Source organism: Methylobacterium sp. Leaf111 (genome assembly GCF_001423285.1).
In the GTDB taxonomy this organism is placed as follows: domain Bacteria; phylum Pseudomonadota; class Alphaproteobacteria; order Rhizobiales; family Beijerinckiaceae; genus Methylobacterium.
Genome location: NZ_LMNE01000017.1, coordinates 35,815 through 54,082, shown reverse-complemented (window position 1 = coordinate 54,082; position 18,268 = coordinate 35,815). Strand labels below are relative to the sequence as shown.

General features: G+C 70.1%; 18 protein-coding genes, 2 tRNA genes and 1 pseudogene. 9 read left to right on the top strand and 12 right to left on the bottom strand.

Features of this window, described 5'->3' with window-relative positions; all coding sequences use genetic code 11:
- Positions 1-102: pseudogene (locus tag ASF41_RS25410) on the top strand (IS5/IS1182 family transposase); the annotation flags it as partial.
- Positions 103-111: 9 nt separating this feature from the next.
- On the opposite strand, the gene cmk reads toward ASF41_RS25410, so the two are convergent.
- Together cmk and aroA are read right to left on the bottom strand one after the other, a co-directional pair.
- The gene (gene cmk / locus ASF41_RS11960; RefSeq protein WP_056215952.1) at positions 112-744 is read right to left on the bottom strand and encodes a (d)CMP kinase; all 633 of its coding nucleotides are present in this window, start codon (positions 742-744) and stop codon (positions 112-114) included.
- 5 nt (positions 745-749) lie between these two features.
- Positions 750-2,099 carry a 3-phosphoshikimate 1-carboxyvinyltransferase gene (gene aroA / locus ASF41_RS11955; protein WP_056493486.1) on the bottom strand — a complete coding sequence of 450 codons (1,350 nt, stop codon included), beginning with the start codon at positions 2,097-2,099 and terminating at the stop codon, positions 750-752.
- Between the two features lie 256 nt (positions 2,100-2,355).
- Between aroA and ASF41_RS11950 the strand changes: the two genes are divergently transcribed.
- From ASF41_RS11950 to ASF41_RS11930, 5 genes are all read left to right on the top strand, one after another.
- Entirely contained in the window at positions 2,356-2,748 is a 393-nt protein-coding gene (locus ASF41_RS11950) for a TIGR02300 family protein (protein WP_082487898.1), read from the top strand.
- A 168-nt stretch (positions 2,749-2,916) separates the two neighbouring features.
- Positions 2,917-2,992: transfer RNA gene (locus ASF41_RS11945), tRNA-Ala, on the top strand.
- A gap of 261 nt (positions 2,993-3,253) precedes the next feature.
- Positions 3,254-3,329: transfer RNA gene (locus ASF41_RS11940), tRNA-Ala, on the top strand.
- A 131-nt stretch (positions 3,330-3,460) separates the two neighbouring features.
- The gene (locus ASF41_RS11935) at positions 3,461-4,015 is read left to right on the top strand and encodes a hypothetical protein (protein ID WP_056215956.1); all 555 of its coding nucleotides are present in this window, start codon (positions 3,461-3,463) and stop codon (positions 4,013-4,015) included.
- 97 nt (positions 4,016-4,112) lie between these two features.
- A complete protein-coding gene (locus ASF41_RS11930) occupies positions 4,113-4,541 on the top strand; it encodes a DUF2147 domain-containing protein (RefSeq protein ID WP_056493483.1) in 429 nt (142 codons plus the stop codon).
- Between the two features lie 46 nt (positions 4,542-4,587).
- Here ASF41_RS11930 and alaS read toward each other — a convergent pair whose 3' ends face one another.
- Entirely contained in the window at positions 4,588-7,251 is a 2,664-nt protein-coding gene (gene alaS / locus ASF41_RS11925) for an alanine--tRNA ligase (RefSeq protein ID WP_056493480.1), read from the bottom strand.
- 214 nt (positions 7,252-7,465) lie between these two features.
- Between alaS and ASF41_RS11920 the strand changes: the two genes are divergently transcribed.
- The 3 genes from ASF41_RS11920 to ASF41_RS11910 all read left to right on the top strand — a co-directional run bounded on the left by ASF41_RS11920 (position 7,466) and on the right by ASF41_RS11910 (position 9,665).
- Positions 7,466-7,882 (top strand): MAPEG family protein, encoded by a 417-nt coding sequence (locus tag ASF41_RS11920; protein ID WP_056493477.1) that lies wholly within the window; start codon positions 7,466-7,468, stop codon positions 7,880-7,882.
- Between the two features lie 141 nt (positions 7,883-8,023).
- Positions 8,024-9,313 carry a sorbosone dehydrogenase family protein gene (locus ASF41_RS11915; protein WP_056274106.1) on the top strand — a complete coding sequence of 430 codons (1,290 nt, stop codon included), beginning with the start codon at positions 8,024-8,026 and terminating at the stop codon, positions 9,311-9,313.
- 1 nt (position 9,314) lies between these two features.
- Positions 9,315-9,665, top strand: coding sequence for a c-type cytochrome (locus ASF41_RS11910; protein WP_407067276.1), 351 nt, complete (start codon positions 9,315-9,317; stop codon positions 9,663-9,665).
- Positions 9,666-9,768: 103 nt separating this feature from the next.
- Here ASF41_RS11910 and recA read toward each other — a convergent pair whose 3' ends face one another.
- The 9 genes from recA to ASF41_RS11865 form a co-directional block, all read right to left on the bottom strand.
- Complete coding sequence (gene recA, locus ASF41_RS11905) at positions 9,769-10,860, bottom strand: recombinase RecA (protein WP_056215830.1); 1,092 nt, start codon at positions 10,858-10,860, stop codon at positions 9,769-9,771.
- Positions 10,861-11,003: 143 nt separating this feature from the next.
- Positions 11,004-13,685, bottom strand: a complete 2,682-nt coding sequence (gene cckA, locus ASF41_RS11900; protein WP_056493474.1) for a cell cycle histidine kinase CckA — start codon at positions 13,683-13,685, stop codon at positions 11,004-11,006.
- A 135-nt stretch (positions 13,686-13,820) separates the two neighbouring features.
- A complete protein-coding gene (gene flhB, locus ASF41_RS11895; RefSeq protein WP_056493471.1) occupies positions 13,821-14,888 on the bottom strand; it encodes a flagellar biosynthesis protein FlhB in 1,068 nt (355 codons plus the stop codon).
- Positions 14,889-14,911: 23 nt separating this feature from the next.
- Positions 14,912-15,676, bottom strand: a complete 765-nt coding sequence (gene fliR, locus ASF41_RS11890) for a flagellar biosynthetic protein FliR (RefSeq protein WP_056493468.1) — start codon at positions 15,674-15,676, stop codon at positions 14,912-14,914.
- Between the two features lie 18 nt (positions 15,677-15,694).
- Positions 15,695-15,961: a flagellar biosynthesis protein FliQ gene (gene fliQ / locus ASF41_RS11885; RefSeq protein WP_056215843.1), complete on the bottom strand. Its 267-nt coding sequence runs from the start codon at positions 15,959-15,961 to the stop codon at positions 15,695-15,697.
- Positions 15,962-16,054: 93 nt separating this feature from the next.
- Positions 16,055-16,369, bottom strand: a complete 315-nt coding sequence (gene fliE / locus ASF41_RS11880) for a flagellar hook-basal body complex protein FliE (protein ID WP_056215853.1) — start codon at positions 16,367-16,369, stop codon at positions 16,055-16,057.
- A gap of 32 nt (positions 16,370-16,401) precedes the next feature.
- The gene (flgC, locus tag ASF41_RS11875; RefSeq protein WP_056215858.1) at positions 16,402-16,812 is read right to left on the bottom strand and encodes a flagellar basal body rod protein FlgC; all 411 of its coding nucleotides are present in this window, start codon (positions 16,810-16,812) and stop codon (positions 16,402-16,404) included.
- A 30-nt stretch (positions 16,813-16,842) separates the two neighbouring features.
- On the bottom strand, positions 16,843-17,265 hold the full coding sequence (gene flgB / locus ASF41_RS11870) for a flagellar basal body rod protein FlgB (RefSeq protein WP_056493466.1): 423 nt from the start codon (positions 17,263-17,265) through the stop codon (positions 16,843-16,845).
- A 337-nt stretch (positions 17,266-17,602) separates the two neighbouring features.
- Positions 17,603-18,088: a nucleoside deaminase gene (locus tag ASF41_RS11865; RefSeq protein WP_244479636.1), complete on the bottom strand. Its 486-nt coding sequence runs from the start codon at positions 18,086-18,088 to the stop codon at positions 17,603-17,605.
- Positions 18,089-18,268: the final 180 nt, after the last annotated feature.

Here is an 18,268-nt window from a genome sequence, read left to right as displayed (position 1 = left end):
AAGCACTTCCGCGCCGTCGCTACCCGCTACGACAAGGATCCCGACAACTTTCTTGCCAGCGTCAAACTCGCCGCCATCCGGGTCTGGCTGCGAACTTTATGAGTCCGCAACCTAGTGCGGGCGCGCGCGATCGACGATGGCCCGGGCGGCCGCGAAGGCCTCGTCGGGATCGAGCGCGGTGGTATCGAGGAGGACGGCGTCGGTCGCCGCCTTCAGCGGCGCCGTCGAACGCTGCGCGTCCCGTGCGTCGCGGGCGACGATATCGTCGAGAATGGCGCCCAGGCTCGCGGATTCCCCGCGCCGCAGCAATTCGAGGTGGCGGCGCCGGGCGCGCTCCTCGGGCGCGGCCGTGATGAAGAGCTTCACCTGGGCGTTGGGGCAGACCACGGTCCCGATATCGCGTCCGTCCAGCACGGCGCCGCTGGCATCGCCGGCAAAGCGCTGTTGCCAGGCCAGGAGGGCGGCCCGCACGGCGGGAACCGCCGAGATGCGGGAGGCCGCCTCGCCCATGGCGCGCTCGCGCAGGCGCGGATCGGCGAGCCGGTCCGCGATCAGGCTGGAGGCGGCCCGCGCCGCGGCCTGATGATCGTCGAGGCTGTGGCCGGAATCGATCACCGTCAGGGCGACGGCCCGGTAGAGCAGACCGGTATCGAGGTGCGGCAGGCCGTAATGGGCGGCCAGCCGCTTGGCGAGGGTGCCCTTGCCCGAGGCGGCGGGGCCGTCGATCGCGATCACCATCGGCATCGCGCTCACCCTTCGATCCGGCCGCCGAGGCCCTGCATCGTCGGCAGGAAGCTCGGGAAGCTCGTGGCGATCATCGCGCCGTCATCCACCGTGACCGGCTCCCGGGTGGCGAGGCCCATCACCAGGAACGCCATGGCGATGCGGTGATCGAGATGGGTCGCCACGGTGCCACCCCCCCGGGCCGGCTCGCCGGTGCCGTGGACGACGAGATCGTCACCCTCGACGAGATAGGCGACGCCGTTGGCGCTGAGTCCGTCCGCCACCGCCGCGAGGCGGTCGGATTCCTTCACGCGCAGCTCGTGCAGGCCGCGCATCCGCGTGGTGCCCTCCGCGAAGGCGGCCGCGACGGCGAGCACCGGGTACTCGTCGATCATGGCCGGGGCGCGCTCCGGGGGCACGTCGACGCCCCTGAGGCGGCTCGCCCGCACGCGCAGGTCGGCGACGGTCTCGCCGCCCTCCTCCCGCTCGCGCAGGCGCTCGATGTCGGCGCCCATCTCGATCAGGGTGGTGATGAGCCCGATCCGCAAGGGGTTCATCATGACGCCTTCCAGCGTCACCTCGGAGCCGGGCACGATGAGGGCCGCCACCAGGGGGAAGGCCGCCGACGAGGGATCGGCGGGGACGACCACCTTGGTACCCCGGAGCATGGGCTGCCCGGTGAGCGCGATCGTCCGCCCGTGTCCGTCGGGGCCGTGGGGCGTCACCGTGACCTCGGCGCCGAACAGGCGCAGCATCCGCTCGGTGTGATCGCGGGTGGCCGCCGCCTCGATCACCGTCGTGGTCCCGGGGGCGTTCAGGGCGGCCAGCAGCACGGCCGACTTGATCTGGGCCGAGGCCACGGGCGTCTCGTAGGTGATCGGGATCGCCTCGCGGGGGCCGCGCAGGGTCAGGGGCACGCGGCCGCCCTCCTCCTCGCGCACCACCTCGGTTCCCATTCGCACCAGCGGATCCAGGATGCGGCGCATGGGCCGCTTGCGCAGGGAGGCATCGCCGTCGAAGGTTGCGGTGACGGGCTGGCCGCCCACGACGCCCATCATCAGGCGCGAGCCGGTCCCGGCATTGCCGAAATCGAGCACGTCCTCGGGATCGCTCAGGCCGCCGATCCCGACGCCGCGCAGGCGCCAGCGCCCCTCGCCCACCCGCTCCACGTCGGCCCCGAGGGCCTTGGCGGCCGCCGCGGTGCGCAGGACGTCGTCGCCCTCGAGAAGGCCCTCGACATTGGTCTCGCCGATGCTGAGCAATCCGAGAATCATCGCGCGGTGCGAGATGGACTTGTCCCCCGGAGGCCGCAGGCTGCCGTGGAGAGGCAGGCCCGCATGGGCAGTCAGGGGGTGCGGCTGGGAATCATGGGACACGGGCGTCGACTTTTCGGCTGGGCGCAGGGGCGCCTGCGGGCTTCTGCAGGCGCGCCGATCATGGGGCCGGTTAACATGCGTCGCCGCCGCCGTCATCCGATGGCGCGCATCCCGAGCCGTCCGGCCCGGAAAACGCCCGTGGACGGCCGAAGACGGACGTGGAACGTACGTCAACCGCAAGAGAATTTGACAGGAGCGTCCCACGCGACTAACGGGGCGCCTCTCCCAAAAGATCGCACGTACTAGAGGTTCGCCCGTGGCCAGACCGGAACTCGGCTTGAAGCGTCAATGCATGAGCTGCGGCGCCAAGTTCTACGACCTCGACAACGACCCTCCGACCTGCCCGAAATGCGGAACGATCTATCAGGTCGCGGCAGCCTCCGGCCGTGCCGCCCCGGCCCTCGCGGCGCGGGCCAACGCCGCCCCGGCCGATGACGACGAGGATACGGATGCCGAGAAGGGCGGTCCGGAGATCGTGTCCCTCGACGAGGTCGAGGCGGCCGAGGACGAGGCGGATACGACGACCGAGGATGTCGACGGCGACAGCAACGACGATACGGACGACACCTTCCTCGAGGAAGAGGACGCCGGCGACGACGACGTGGCCGACCTGATCGACGGCGACATCGAGAACGACGAGGAGAGCTGACGCTCGCCCGCGCCCTCCGCCCAACCGCCGGCAAAAAAGTTTGCCGGCGGGGCACAAAGGGGGTTGAGGCCGCGGACAAGCCCCAGTACATCACCGCTATCGGCGGTGGGCGACACGCCCTCCGACGACGACCACCCCGGGCCTTCCAGAGGCCGGGGTGTTGAGAGTGGGGCCTTAGCTCAGCTGGGAGAGCGCTTCCATGGCATGGAAGAGGTCATCGGTTCGATCCCGTTAGGCTCCACCAACTCTCTATTCAGACCACGACATACCCTGCCCCTGGCCCCGCCCGATGCATCCGCGTCGCGCGGCTTTCGGCGTTTGGCCTCCGCGCTGCGAACGGCGCGCGATCCCTCTGGACGTCGCCCGCAGGAAATCGCCCGGACCGCGAAATAGGGGTTGAGGCGGCGGCCCGATCCCAGTATGTCACCGCCATCGCCGGTGCGGCTCAGGCCTCTCCGCTGCGGACGACCCACCCGGGTGATCCAGAACCCCGGGTGTCGAGAGTGGGGCCTTAGCTCAGCTGGGAGAGCGCTTCCATGGCATGGAAGAGGTCATCGGTTCGATCCCGTTAGGCTCCACCAAACTTCCCCTCCCCCCGTCCGGACATCGACGTAGACCTTTTCGCACGTGCTGCGTATGGCGGTGCGGTGTGAGCACGTGCGGCGGCCACGACGACGCGCGGTGCAGGTGAATGGGACGTGGTTCGGTGTTCATGGCGACGTCCCTCCCCGGCGACCCGGTCACGATCCCTGCTGCGGCCACCCTCCTGAAGGACCTGTGTGACCGGCTGCGCGCCGGTCCGAGTGCCACGGCGGTTCTGGAGGACTGGTGCCGCGCCCGAGGGCTCGCCCAGTCCCCCGGCCTGGTCGCCCATGCGGTCCCGGCGCCGGAGCGGCCGGCCAGCCCGGTGCAGCGGGAGCGCCTCGCCCTGCCGCGCACGGTGCCGGTGCGCTACCGCCGGGTCCGCCTGACCTGCGGCGCGCTCGTCCTGTCGGAGGCGGAGAACTGGTACGTCCCGTCGCGCCTCACGCCCGCGATGAACCGGTTGCTGGAGACCAGCACGGTGCCCTTCGGCCGCGTCGTGCACGACCTGTCGCCAACCCGCCGGACCCTGTCCCTGCGCCTCCTGCCCGCGGGGGACCGTCCGGACACCGCCGGGCCTGCCGACCCGCTCTTCGCGATCGAGGCGCTCCTGCTGCGGGCGGACGGCTTGCCGCTCTGCGAGGTCGGCGAGACCTATACCGGCGCCGTCCTGGCCCGCGCCTGAGGCGGCCCCGCCGTCACGGCCGACCGAAGGTCTGGCCAGTGGAATAGACGCACGCTATGCCCCCGCCCGACGAACGCGCAGGGCGAGGATTTCCGACATGGCGATCACGGGACGGGTGTTGCGGAGCGCAGGCTGTGCAGGGGCGATCGCGCTTCTGCTGAGCGGCGCGGTCTCGGCCCAGCAGGGACGGGACGCCACGGGGCTGTGGCTGACGGAGACCGGCGCCTCGAAGGTGCGGATCAGCCGCTGCGGCAACGGCTATTGCGGGACGCTGGCGAGCGTCGCGGGTCCGGGCCTCGACGCGAAGAACCCCGACCCGTCCCTGCGCACCCGCAGCCTCGTCGGCGTGCAGATCATGGACACCCGCACCGCCGGCGCGAACGGCTACGAGGGCACGCTCTACAATCCCAACGACGGCAAGACCTACGCCGGCACTCTGACGCTGAAGGGGGCGGACATCGTCGAGGTCTCGGGCTGCGTGATGAGCGTGTTCTGCAAGAGCCAGACCTGGAAGCGCGTGAACTGAGCGCGCGCCGCCCCCCGGACGAAGCGGAGGGGCGGGCGCGGGCGTGTCAGGCCGTGAGGGCGGCGCGGATGGCGTCGATGGCGGCCTGGGCCCCCGCGCCCTCGGGACCACCGGCCTGGGCCATGTCGCGGCGCCCGCCGCCGCCCTTGCCGCCGAGATGGCCCGCGCCGGCCCGGACCAGGGCCACGGCGTCGTAGCGCTCGGTGAGATCCGGGGTGACGCCGACGACGAGGCCGGCCTTGCCGTCGGGGGCGACGCCCACGATGGCGACGATGCCGGAGCCCAGGCGGGTCTTGCCCTCGTCGGCGAGGCTCTTGAGGTCGCGCATCTCCACGCCCTCGACCACCCGCGCCATGACCTTCACGCCGCCGATCTCGGCGATGCCGTCGTCGCCGCCCGCGCCCGCGCCCCCCATGGCGATCTTCTTGCGCGCGTCGGTGAGGTCGCGCTCCAGGCGCCGGCGATCCTCGATCAGGGCCGCGAGGCGATCCGGCACGTCGGCCGTGGCGGCCTTCAGCAGCCCGGCGATCTGCGCCAGCGTCCGGCTCTCCTCGACGCGGTGGCGCCGCGCGGCATCCGCGGTCAGGGCCTCGATGCGGCGGACACCGGCGCCGACGGCGCTCTCGCCCACCACCGAGACCTGGCCGATCTCGCCGGTGCGCCCCGCATGGGTGCCGCCGCAGAGCTCCACTGAGAACGCCTTGCTGCGTCCGCCCTCGCCCGCGATCGGGGCGCCCATGGAGACCACGCGAACCTCGTCGCCGTACTTCTCGCCGAACAGCGCGCGGGCGCCGGATTCGATGGCTTCGTCCACGGCCATCAGCTTGGTGACCACCGGCGTGTTCTGCAGGAGCACGGCGTTGGCGATGTCCTCGACGGCCCGGATCTCGGCCTCGTCCATGGGCTTCGGGTGGCTGAAGTCGAAGCGCAGGCGGTCGGGGGAGACGAGCGAGCCCTTCTGGGCGACGTGGTCGCCGAGCACTTGGCGCAGGGCCTCGTGCAGCAGGTGCGTCGCCGAGTGGTTGGCGCGGATCGCGGCGCGGCGGCCGTGGTCGACGGCGAGTTCGACGGCCTGGTTGAGCGACAGCGTGCCCGCGTCCACCGTGACGTGGTGGACGAAGAGATCGCCGAGCTTCTTCTCGGTGGCGGTGACCCGCGCCTTCAGGCCGGCCGCCGACAGGGTGCCGGTGTCGCCGACCTGGCCGCCGGACTCGCCGTAGAACGGGGTCTGGTTCACGAGGACGAGGCCGGTCTCGCCCGCCGTCAGGCTCCCGGTCTCGGCGCCGTCGCGCAGCAGGGCGGTGACGATGCCCTCGGCGCTCTCGGTCTCGTAGCCGAGGAACTCGGTGGCGCCGACGCGCTCCTTCAGGCCGTACCAGACCGTCTCGGTGGCGGCCTCGCCCGAGCCCGTCCAGGCGGCACGCGCGGCCTTGCGCTGGCGCTCCATGGCTTGGCCGAAGGCGTCCGTGTCGACGCCGATGCCGCGCGCCTTCAGGGCGTCCTGCGTCAGGTCGAGGGGGAAGCCGTAGGTGTCGTAGAGGGTGAAGGCCGTCTCGCCCGAGAGGTTCTGGCCGGAGCGCAGGTCGCGGCTCTCGGCGTCGAGGATCGCGAGGCCGCGCTCCAGGGTGCGGCGGAAGCGGGTCTCCTCCAGCCGCAGGGTCTCGCCGATGAGGCCCTCCGCGCGGGTGAGTTCGGGATAGGCCTGGCCCATCTCGCGCAGCAGCGTCGGCACGAGGCGGTACATCATCGGCTCGCGCGAGCCGAGGAGTTCGGCATGCCGCATGGCGCGGCGCATGATCCGGCGCAGGACGTAGCCGCGGCCCTCGTTGCCCGGCAGCACGCCGTCGGCCACGAGGAAGGACGCGGCGCGCAGGTGGTCGGCGATGACCCGGTAGGAGGCCTGCGTGCCGGGCTCGGGCGGGCGACCGACCGCGTGGCTCACGGCGTCGATGAGGGCGCGGAAGAGGTCGGTCTCGTAGTTGCTCGTCACCCCCTGGAGGATCGCGGCCATGCGCTCGAGGCCCATGCCGGTGTCGATGGAGGGGCGCGGCAGGGCGAGGCGGTTGCCCGGCTCGACCTGCTCGTACTGCATGAACACGAGGTTCCAGAACTCGAGGAAGCGGTCGCCGTCCTCGTCGGGGGAGCCGGGCGGCCCCCCCTGGAGCGTCGGCCCCTGGTCGATGAAGATCTCGGAGCACGGGCCGCAGGGGCCGGTATCGCCCATCTGCCAGAAATTGTCGGAGGTGCCGATGCGGATGATGCGGTCGTCCGAGAACCCCGCGATCTTGCGCCAGAGACCGGCGGCCTCGTCGTCGTCGGCATAGACCGTCACCAGCAGCCGGTCCTTGGACAGGCCGAACTCCCTGTTGATCAGGTTCCAGGCCAGCTCGATCGCCCGCGGCTTGAAGTAGTCGCCGAAGGAGAAGTTGCCGAGCATCTCGAAGAAGGTGTGGTGCCGGGCGGTGTAGCCGACGTTGTCGAGGTCGTTGTGCTTGCCGCCGGCGCGGACGCATTTCTGCGCCGTGGTGGCGCGGTCGTAGGCGCGCTTCTCGACACCGGTGAAGACGTTCTTGAACTGCACCATGCCGGCATTGGTGAACATCAGCGTCGGGTCGTTGCGCGGCACCAGCGACGAGGACGGCACCACTTCGTGGCCCTCTTTCGCGAAGTAGTCGAGGAAGGTCGACCGGATCTCGTTGACGCCGCTCATCGCATCACAACTCTGTCGTAGGGTGCCGCCGGCATACGGGCGCCCCGGAACGCTCCGGCGCGCCGCATGCTGCGCGCCGAACATCCCGTATCCAGGGGCTCCGCCGCGCAGGCGCACTCATAAGGAGCGTTCCGGCGCAAGTCACGACCGGGTTTCGCTTTTGCCCAGGGCCGAGCTAGGAACACCCCGCACCTCTTCTCAGGGACATCGCCCCATGCCGGTCGAAATACGCCTCCTCGCCTGGTCCTGCCTGCTCGGTCTGGTCCACATCGTCGCCGCCTCCGCGAGCGGCGTGCAGCAGCGGGGCGGCTTCGGCTGGGCGTCCGGCAATCGCGAGGGGCCGACGCCCGAGGTGACGGGCGCCGCGAGCCGGCTGGAGAAGGCGTCGAAGAACTACCTCGAGACCTTCCCGATCTTCGCCGCCCTCGTCCTCGCCTGCGTGGCGACGGGCCGCCACAACACGGCGGTCGTCCTCGGCGCCTACCTCTACTTCTTCGCCCGGCTGGTCTACCTGCCCGTCTACGGCTTCGGCATCCCGAAGGTCCGCTCCCTGGTCTGGCTGGTCTCGATCGTCGGCATCCTGTTCGTGCTGTGGGGCCTGTTCATCAAGCTGCTGCCCTACACGCCCTGAGGCGTGGTCGCGCCGTCGCCCGCCTGCCCGCCCCTCGCCGGCCCGCCCCCCGCCTGCCCGCCCCTTGCCGGCGCGCCCGGCAGGCGCATATCGTCGGGGCTCAACCGCCCCGACCATGCGGGCGGACTTCGGGAGACATCCATGCGATCGGTCCTCACCGCAACGCTGCTGGCCGGTTGCGCCGCGCTGGCGTTCACCGCCGGCGCCCGCGCGCAGGGCGCCGCGCCCGCCGAGACCAAGGCGAAGGCCGACGCCCTCGAAAAGCTCACGGGGATGCAGGGCACCGGCACCGCGGAGGCGCCGGAGATCCCGCAGACCGGCCGACGCGCCGACGCCCTGCGCAGGACGCTGGCCAAGATCAAGCTCCCCGACGGTTTCAAGATCGACCTCTACGCCGTGGTGCCCGATGCCCGCTCGATCGCGGTCGGGCCCAATGCCGGCGTGCTGTTCGTCGGAACGCGCAAGAGCAAGGTCTACACGGTCACCGACCGGGACAAGGACCGCGTCGCCGACGAGGTCCGCGCCTTCGCCCCCGGCCTCGATTTCAAGATCCCCAACGGCGTCTGCTTCTCCAAGGACGGCGTCCTGACCATCGTCGAGCAGAACCGGGTCCTGTCCTTCCCGGCGGCGGAATTCTTCTACGAGAGCCCCGACGTCGCCGCCGGCGTGCTGGTGAAGCAGGGCGACCTGATTCCGGCCGCCGAGGAGAGCTACAACCACACCGCCCGGATGTGCCGGGTCGGGCCCGACGGCAAGACCTACATCTCCCTCGGCCAGCCCTACAACGTGCCCCCGGCCGCCAAGCGCGACCTCTATGCCAAGACCGGCATCGGCGGCATCATCCGCATGGACGCCGACGGCAAGAACCGCGAGGTCTACGCCACCGGCATCCGCAACTCGGTGGGCATGGACTTCAACCCCGCCGACAAGGCCCTGTGGTTCACCGACAACCAGGTCGACGGCATGGGCGACGACATCCCGCCCGGCGAGCTGAACCGCATCGCCAAGGCCGGCGAGAATTTCGGCTTCCCGTGGTTCGGCGGCGGACAGGTCCGCACCGTCGAGTACAAGGACGAGACGCCGCCGAAGGACGTGGTGTTCCCGCAGGCGGAACTGCCGCCCCATGCGGCGGATCTCGGCATGACCTTCTACAACGGCCGTCAGTTCCCGGATTCCTACAAGGGCGGCATCTTCACCGCCGAGCACGGCTCCTGGAATCGCACCCAGCCCCTCGGGGCGCGGATCATGTTCGTGCCCATCGACAAGGACGGCAAGGCCGGCGCGCCGAAGCCCTTCGCGGAGGGCTGGCTGACGCAGGACGGCGAGTATCTCGGTCGCCCGACCGACGTGGCGGTGCTCCTCGACGGCTCGCTCCTCGTGGCCGACGACACGGCGGGCGCGATCTACCGCATCTCCTACGAGGGCAAGTAGCGTGCGGTCCGTCTCCGGAACCGCGGGGCCCGTCCGGGCGGCTTTGCTGGGCGTCCTCCCGATCCTGCTCCTCGGTCACGGGGCGTGGGCGGGGGACGCGAAGGCCGGCCGCAAGGCGGCGGTGGCCTGCCAGACCTGCCACGGCCTCGACGGGGTCTCGAAGCTCCCCGAGGCTCCGAACCTGTCGGGTCAGGTCGAACCGTACCTCGTAAAGGCGCTCAAGGAATATCGGGACGGCACGCGGCGCAACGAGATCATGAACGTCGTGGCCAAGCCTCTCAGCGACATCGAGATCGCCGATCTGGCCGCCTATTACGCGGCGATCCAGGTCGACGTTCTCCCTCCGGGCTGACCGGCGGATTCAGGAACGAGAAAAGCCGCCGGGCATCGTGCCCGGCGGCCTTTTTTCTGGCTTTGAGAGCCGCGCCATCCCGTTCCGGGAGCGCGGAAGGCCCTCAGGCCTCCCCCTCGTCGAGCTCGTCCTCGGTCGGCTTGGCGTTCTCGAGGATCTTCTCGGCGACGAGCCCGGAATTCTGGCGGATCGAGGTCTCGATCTTGCCGGCGATCTCCGGGTTGTCGCGCAGGAAGCCCTTCGAGTTCTCGCGGCCCTGGCCGAGGCGCTGGCTGGCATAGGAGAACCAGGCGCCGGACTTCTCGACGATACCGGCCTTGACGCCGAGGTCGATGAGCTCGCCGACCTTGGAGACGCCTTCGCCGAACATGATGTCGAACTCGACCTGCTTGAAGGGCGGCGCGACCTTGTTCTTCACGACCTTGACGCGGACCTGGTTGCCGATGGCCTCGTCACGATCCTTCAGGGTCGAGACGCGGCGGATGTCGAGGCGCACGGAGGCGTAGAACTTCAGGGCGTTGCCGCCCGTGGTGGTCTCGGGGCTGCCGTACATCACGCCGATCTTCATGCGGATCTGGTTGATGAAGATGACCATGCACTTCGAGCGCGAGATCGAGCCGGTGAGCTTGCGCAGGGCCTGGCTCATCAGGCGCGCCTGGAGGCCGGGCTGCGAATCGCCCATCTCGCCCTCGATCTCGGCGCGCGGCGTCAGGGCCGCCACCGAATCGACCACCAGCACGTCGATGGCCCCCGAGCGCACCAGGGTGTCGGTGATCTCCAGGGCCTGCTCGCCGGTGTCGGGCTGCGAGATCAGGAGGTCGTCGAGCTGCACGCCGAGCTTGCGGGCGTAGACTGGGTCGAGGGCGTGCTCGGCGTCCACGAAGGCGCAGACGCCGCCCTTCTTCTGGGCCTCCGCGATGGTGTGCAGGGCGAGCGTGGTCTTGCCCGAGGATTCCGGGCCGTAGATCTCGATGACGCGGCCGCGGGGCAGGCCACCCACGCCGAGGGCGATGTCGAGGCCCAGCGAGCCGGTGGAGATCACCTCGACCTCCGCGACCTTGTCGTTCTTGCCCAGGCGCATGATCGAGCCCTTGCCGAAGGCCCGCTCGATCTGCGACAGCGCGGCGTCGATCGCCTTCGCCTTGTCCTTGTCCACCATCGGGGAATCCACAACTTTCAGCGCGGGCTGGGCCATTCGTCGGCATCCTTATGCATGGGGGAGGTGCAAGGCTCAATGCGCCCCGGTTGCCGATTGTGTACCTGTTTTGTTCTCATCGGGCAAGGCCGACGCGGAAGAAATCGCGCGTCCTGGCGCGACGTCGTCCCCCGCATCGGCCCTCAGCGGGCGATGGTCTCCTTCACCGTCTCCACGAGCTGCTTCAGGCTGAAGGGCTTGGGCAGGAAGTTGAAATCCTCGCCGTCGGGGAGGTTCTTGCGGAAGGCGTCCTCGGCGTAGCCCGACACGAAGATGACCTTGAGGTCGGGGGATTGCTTGCGCAGTTCGCGCAGGAGGGTCGGCCCGTCCATCTCGGGCATCACCACGTCGGAGACGACGAGATCGATGGTCTCGGTGGTCTCGGCGATGATCCGCAGGGCATCGAGGCCCGAGGCGGCTTCGAGCACGGTGTAGCCGCGGGCCGACAGGGCGCGGCTGTTCACGGCGCGCACGGGGTCCTCGTCCTCCACCAGCAGGATCACGCCCTGGCCGGTATGGTCCGGCGCCGGCTTGCGGGGCGCGGGCTTCTCGCCGTCTGGGCGTGGCCGGTCCGGCCCGCCCTTGAGCCGGGTGGCCGCGATCGCGGCGGTGCTCTGCCCCGTCGGGGGGGCCAGCGCGAGCTCCGGCTCGGGCGCGGGCTCGGCGGCGGGTTCGTGGCGCGGGAAGTAGATCCGGAAGGCGGTGCCCTCCCCCACCGTGGAGCGCACGTCGATGGTGCCGCCGCTCTGCTTGACGATGCCGAACACCGTCGAGAGGCCGAGGCCCGTGCCCTTGCCGATCTCCTTGGTGGTGAAGAACGGCTCGAAGATCTTTTCCATGACGTCGGGCGGAATACCCTGCCCGGTGTCCAGGACCTCGATCAGCACGTGGTCGCCCACCGGCATGCCGACGCGGTTCTCGCTCGGAACGGCCTCGTCGACGACGTTGGCGGTGCGGATCAGCAGGCGGCCGCCCTCCGGCATCGCGTCGCGCGCGTTCACCGCGAGGTTCACGATCACCTGCTCGAACTGGTTCACGTCGGCCTTGATCGGCCAGATGTCGCGCCCGTGCTTCAGGTCGAGGTCGACCCGCTCGCCGAGCAGACGCTTGAGCAGGAGCGTGAGGTCCGAGAGGGCCTCGCCGACGTTCATCACCTCCGGGCGCAGGGTCTGGCGCCGCGAGAAGGCGAGCAGCTGGCGCACCAGGCTCGCGGCCCGGTTCGCGTTCTGCTTGATCTGCATGATGTCCTGGAAGGCCGGGTCGGTCGGCCGGTGGCTGGCCAGGAGCAGGTCCGAGTAGCCGATGATCGCCTGGAGGACGTTGTTGAAGTCGTGGGCGATGCCGCCGGCGAGCTGGCCCACCGTGTCCATCTTCTGCGCCTGCGCCACCTGCTGCTCGAGCTGGCGCTGGGCGGTGGTGTCGAGGGCATAGAGGATGACCCGCTCGCGGTCGCTCTGCTCGGCCTCGTCCCGGCCGCCGCCGCCCGCCGGCTCGCCGCCCGCCGGGCTCAGCCAGACGCGGGCCGACCGGTTGCCGGGGCCCGAGAGTGCGATCTCGATGGGCTGCACCTCGACGAGACCGGCCGCGGCCTTGCCCAGGGCCGCCTCGAGGCCGGCGCGATCGCGCTCGGCGATGGCATCCCACATGGTGGGCTCGCCCTGGAGGTCGTTGCGCCCATCGGGCAGGGCCTGGCGCGGAAGCCCGCCGAACAGCCGTGCGAAGGAGGCGTTGGCGCGGGCGATGTGGCCGCTCTGGTCGAGGGTCGCGATGGCGATGGGGCTGTTGTTCAGGAAGCGGGCGAGCCGCACCTCGGCGACCCGCTGCGGCTCGTCGCTCTCGGCACCCGCCGAGCGGTTGAGCACGAAGGTGCGCGACGGGCCGGGCCGTCCGTCCTGGCCGAAGGCGACCCGATGGTACAGGCGCGCGGGCAGCGGATGTCCGTTGCGGCGGCGCAGGTCGAGGTCGAACCGGTCGGTCCGGACCTCGCCCGGCAGGCCCTCCGAGGCGGTCAGGACGTCGGCGCCGGGGGCGATCTCGGGCAGGCGCAGGCCGCCGGAGCCGACCGTCGCGAGGTCGTAGCCGAGCCAGGCCGCGAGGGTCGCGTTCATGTAGACGATCGCGCCGGTCGGATCGATCGAGAGGAAGCCGGCGGGGGCGTGGTCGAGATAGTCGATCGCGTGCTGGAGTTCCTGGAAGACGTTCTCCTGGCGCTCGCGCTCGTGGGTGATGTCGCTCACCGTCCACAGGGTCGCCGGGCGACGGGGCCGCTCGATCGGGCGCACGCTGATGCGGAACCAGGCGAAGGCCCGCTCGGCCGCGCTGCCCGGAGGCGGGGCCATCCGGATCTCCTCGGCATGCCCGAGGCCGTCGCGGGAGGCCTGGGCGAGGCGGTAGACCGCCTCCGAGACCTCCGGCGAGCCGACGAACACCCGCTCCACCGGGCGCAGGCTGGCGAAGGTCTCGCCGCCGGCGATGCGCAGGTACGATTCGTTGGCGTAGATCAGGCGCCCGCCCTCCTCCACCACGATCGCGCCCTCGGGCGCGGCGTCGACGATCGCCTTGGTGATGTCGTCCCGGGTGGTCTGGCCGGCGAGCTGGATCGCCCCGATGGCGAGGGCGAAGAGGCAGAACACGCCCGCCATGGCGAGGAGCGCCAGCAGCCCGAGGATCAGCGGCTGGGCCTGTTCGCTCGCGACGAAGGACAGGCCCACGGCGGCACCGACGAGCAGGCCCGCCAGCACGAGGAGCAGCCCGACGCGCCCGGGCCGCTCGGAACGATCGATCGCGTTCGACGCGGGCTTACCGTGTCCGCTGAACTCAACCATCCGCCGCCGACCCATCCCTGAAGCTCATCCGGTTAGCCCCTCGCTTTCGCACGCAGCAAGGGCAAACCGGCGTATGTCGCCGAGAAATCTCGCGAAAGAGGGTGCATAAAGCGTGGCGAGCGCAAGCGCCAATCCTCACGCGGCCCGCGGGCGCAGGCGCATGACGTAGCCGATGACTTCGGCCACCGCGCGGTAATGCTCCGCCGGGATCTCCGCGTCGATCTCCACGGTGGCGTGCAGCGCCCGGGCCAGGGGCGGGTTCTCGAGGATCGGGACGTCGTGGTCCTTGGCCACCGCGCGGATCTTGAGGGCCAGCGAGTCGACGCCCTTGGCCACGCAGACGGGGGCCGCCATGCCGGCCTCGTAGCGCAGGGCGACCGCGTAGTGGGTCGGGTTCGTGACGATGACGGTGGCGGTGGGGACGGCGGCCATCATGCGCTTCTTCACGCGCTGGGCCCGGATCTGCTTCATGCGGCCCTTCACCTCCGGGCTGCCCTCGCTCTCCTTGTGCTCCTGCTTCATCTCTTCCTTCGACATGCGCAGGCGCTGGCGCCAGCGGAAGCGCTGGTAGACGGCGTCGCCGAGCGCGATGGCGACGAACACCGCGAGCATGCCCGCCATCATCTTCAGGGCGAGGGTCAGGATCGCGGCCAGGACGGCGCTCGGGTCGAGGCGCGCGAACACCTCCATCCGGTCGCGCTCGCCCCACAGGATGGTGCCGGCCACGACCCCGACCATGCCGAGCTTGGCCAGCCCCTTCACGAACTGGAACAGGGCCTCCATCCCGAAGACGCGCTTGACGCCCGCCATCGGCGAGACCCGGTCCCATTTCGGGCCGACCGCCTCCGTGCTGAAGACGAACGGATGCTGGACGAGACCGGCGGCCAAGCCCGCGACCAGGACGAGACCTACTGGTATACAGAGGGCCTGCGCGCAGATGATCAGCGTGCGCAATCCCATCTCGGTATAGGCCGCCGAATCCGATGGCACCGCATGGGCGTTCATCAGGAAGCCCCGCAGGCTCGGCACCAAGTTCCTGGCGATCAGGCCAGACACCATGAGCAGCGCCATGGTGAAGGCGGCCAGGATGAAGAAGGTGTTGATCTCGGGGCTGTTGGGAACGTTGCCCTGCTCGATCGCCTTCTCGATCCGCCGCGGGGTCGGGTCTTCGGTCTTGTCTTCCGGATCGGAATCGTCCGCCACCGCTCAGACCTCCGCGCGGGGGCTCAGCGCCCGGCGAGCTCCGCCAGGTAGTGCCCGATATCGTCGAGGAAGACGCTCATCATCACGCCGAGGCTGCCCAGCAGCAGCAGCATCCCGATGAGGACCGAGGCCGGAACGGCCACGAAGAACACCTGCATCTGCGGCATCAGGCGCGCCAGCACGCCGAGCCCCACGTTGAACAGAATGCCGAAGGCGATGAACGGGGCCGAGATCTGCACGCCGAGCGAGAAGCCCCGCGCGATGGCCTTCAACGCGAGGCTCGCCGCCTCGCCCATGCCCGGGACGCCATCCGGCGGGAGCAGGACGTAGCTGCGCCCGATCGCCTCGAGGGCGACGTGGTGCAGGTCGGTCGCCACGATCAGGGTGATGCCGAGGAGCGCCAGGAAATTGCCGATCGCGGTCTGCTGCCCGCCCTGCGTCGGGTCCACCGTCATGGCGTAGGACAGCCCGAGTTGCTGCGAGACGATCATGCCGGCGGTCTGCAGGGCGGCGAGAACCATCCGCACCGTGAGGCCGAGCACCAGACCGACCAGCAACTCGCCGATGAGCAGCGCGATCAGACCCGGACCCGCGATGGCTCCGCCCTGCATCGGCAGGAGCGGCCGCACCGTCGGAAACAGGATCAGGGTGAGCAGCAGCGCGAAGGCGAGGCGCAGCCGCGGCGAGACCAGCTGCTCGCCAACGCCCGGCATCAGCATCACCAGGGTGCCGATCCGGGCGAAGGTGAGGAGGAAGGCCGCCGCGATGCCCGGCAGGAGGAGGTTCATGGCCCGTCATAGCAGGCTTCAGCCGCCGGACACGATGCGGGCCGCGATCCGGGTCATGTAGCTGCCGAGGGCTTCGCCCATGAACGGCAGCATCAGCAGGAGCGTCGCGAACACGGCCACGATCTTGGGGACGTAGATCAGGGTCTGCTCCTGGATCTGCGTCAGGGCCTGGAACAGGGAGATCACGAGGCCCACCACGAGGGCGACCAGCATGACCGGTCCCGCCACCTTGAGGAACACGAAGATGCCGTCGCGGGCGACGTCGATGATGGCGAGACCGGTCATGGAGGGGATGTCATCTCGCGTCTTGGCGGAAGTCTTGGGAGAGCGGAGGCAAAGCGGTTGGCCGCGGTTTCGGGATCGACGGTCCGTGGACGCCTAGATCTGCATCCGCATGATTTCCTCGTAGGCGGAGATCACCCGGTCTCGGACGGCGACGAGGGTCTGGAGGGCGGTCTCGCTCTCGGCCACCGCCGTTACCACGTCGACGACGTTCGCCTTGCCGCCCGCCACGGCGAGCGCCTGGCTGTCGGCTTTGCGTCCCGCCTCGCCGACGCTGTCCAGGCTGGACGTCAGGAGCGATGTGAAGTTGGAGCCCGACGCGCCGGTGGCCGGCGCGATCTTCGGCGAACCCTTGGCGCCGATGTTCTGGATCGCCGCGTAGGCGCCGGCGGCGAAGGCGTTGCTGGTCATGGCGGCGGACTTTCAGGCAGCGGAAGCGGCGATCAGGCCTTGAGGATCTCGAGGGTCTTGGCGACCATGCGGCGGGTTGCCGTGACCATGTTGAGGTTGGCCTCGTAGGAGCGCTGGGCCTCGCGCATGTCCATGTTCTCGATCAGGCCGTTGACGTTGGGCATCGCCACCTCGCCCCTGGCGTTGGCGCTCGGATTGCCCGGATCGTACTTGGTCCGGAACGGCGAGGTATCGCGGCGCACCCGCCCCGCCTCGATCAGCGACGCGCCGGTCTCGCGGTCGACCTGCTGGGTGAAGGTCGGGATCTTGCGGCGATAGGGCTGGCCGCCGACGGCGCTCGGCGCGGAATCCGCGTTGGCGATGTTCTCGGCGATGATTCGCATCCGGCTCGACTGGGCCTTCAGGCCCGAGGCGGCGGTGGTGAGGGATTTCAGGAAGTCCATGGCGCGCTCCGTCAGGCGTTGGATGGCCGCTCAGCGCTTGCCGATGGCGATTTTGATGGTGTCGAGGCTCTTCTGGTAGAGCGAGGCGGCCATCTGATAATCCGCCTGGTTGTCGCCAGCCTTCATCATTTCCTCTTCGAGATTGACGCCGTTGCCGTTGGGACGGATCTCGAAGTCCTTCACGCGGCGCGGGTCGGCTCCGGGACCGTCCGGGCCTCCACCCGGGGCGATGTGGGACACGTTGGTCACCGCGAGGCTGCTGCTCGTGGTGGCGCCCTGCGGCTGCGACATGACGGGACCGGATCGTCCGAGGTCGGGGCTGGCGAGATCCCGCGGCTTGAAGCCGGGCAGGTCGGCATTCGCCACGTTCTCGGCCAGGAGCTTCTGGCGCGTCTGGTGCCACTGCATCCGCGTGCGCAGCATGCCGAGAATGGGCAGGTCGGTGACGGACATGGGCGAGACCCTCCCCTCACCCGGAAGAATCTGCCCGGTGGGACCGGCAAAATCTGCCGCCCCCATGGTTAACGCCCGGTTAAACCCCGGGCGTCTCGCTCGAAGTAGGAACAGACCTCAGGGCGTTCTCTGCGTAGGTGGTTTCGCTTGTGGGCATTCCGCGGGCGGCGGCCCGCTGGGATTGAGGGGCGCACAAGCCGCTGGCGGACCGGCCGACCGGGCATCCTCGCTGGGATGGCGGAGGGCGCCGCGGCTCCAGAGAACGCCGAGGGTGATGGCGGCCGCGAGGAAGAGGCCGGCGGCGAGGAAGGGGATCCAACGCGGAACGGTCATCGCCTCAACCCGTCTCGGAGGCGCCCTGCCGCTCGCGCCAGAGCACGTAGGGATGGTCCTCCACCGCCACGGGGAGGTGCTCCACGCGCATCGGTTGATCGCCCAGGGGCTGGCAGAGTTCGGCATAGATACCGGCGCCGAGGAGTCCGTGGCGCTCGCCCTCCTCCGCGCTGTAGGCGAAGTAGGCCTGTTTGATGCCGGCCAAGCGCATGGCCGCATGGCACATCGGGCAGGGGCGACCGCTGGCATAGACGATGCAGCCGTCGAGCTTCGGGCGCCCGAGCCGACGGCTCACTTCCCGGATCGCCACCATCTCGGCGTGGTCGGTGGGATCCTGGGTGATCGCGATGGTGTTGACGGCCCGCGACAGCACATCGCCATCGCGTACGATCACGGCGCCGTAGGGGCGCCCGCCCCGGAGAACGTTGTCGCGGGCCAACGCGACCGCGTCGCGCAGATGCGCTTGATGCTGATCTTCCACGGATGCCACGTCGAACCACCTCCGGCTGTGCCGCCCATCCAACGCGCCAGGACCGCTGGCGGGTCCCGTTTCGAGACGAGCGGCAGACGACCGCTTGATGCGCCGCTAACCGCGGGCGGGGCACTGTCATTCCAGGCCGCGTTGCGTATCGGCTTCGCCGGGGAGACGCGGCACGCCCCGCCGCTCCGT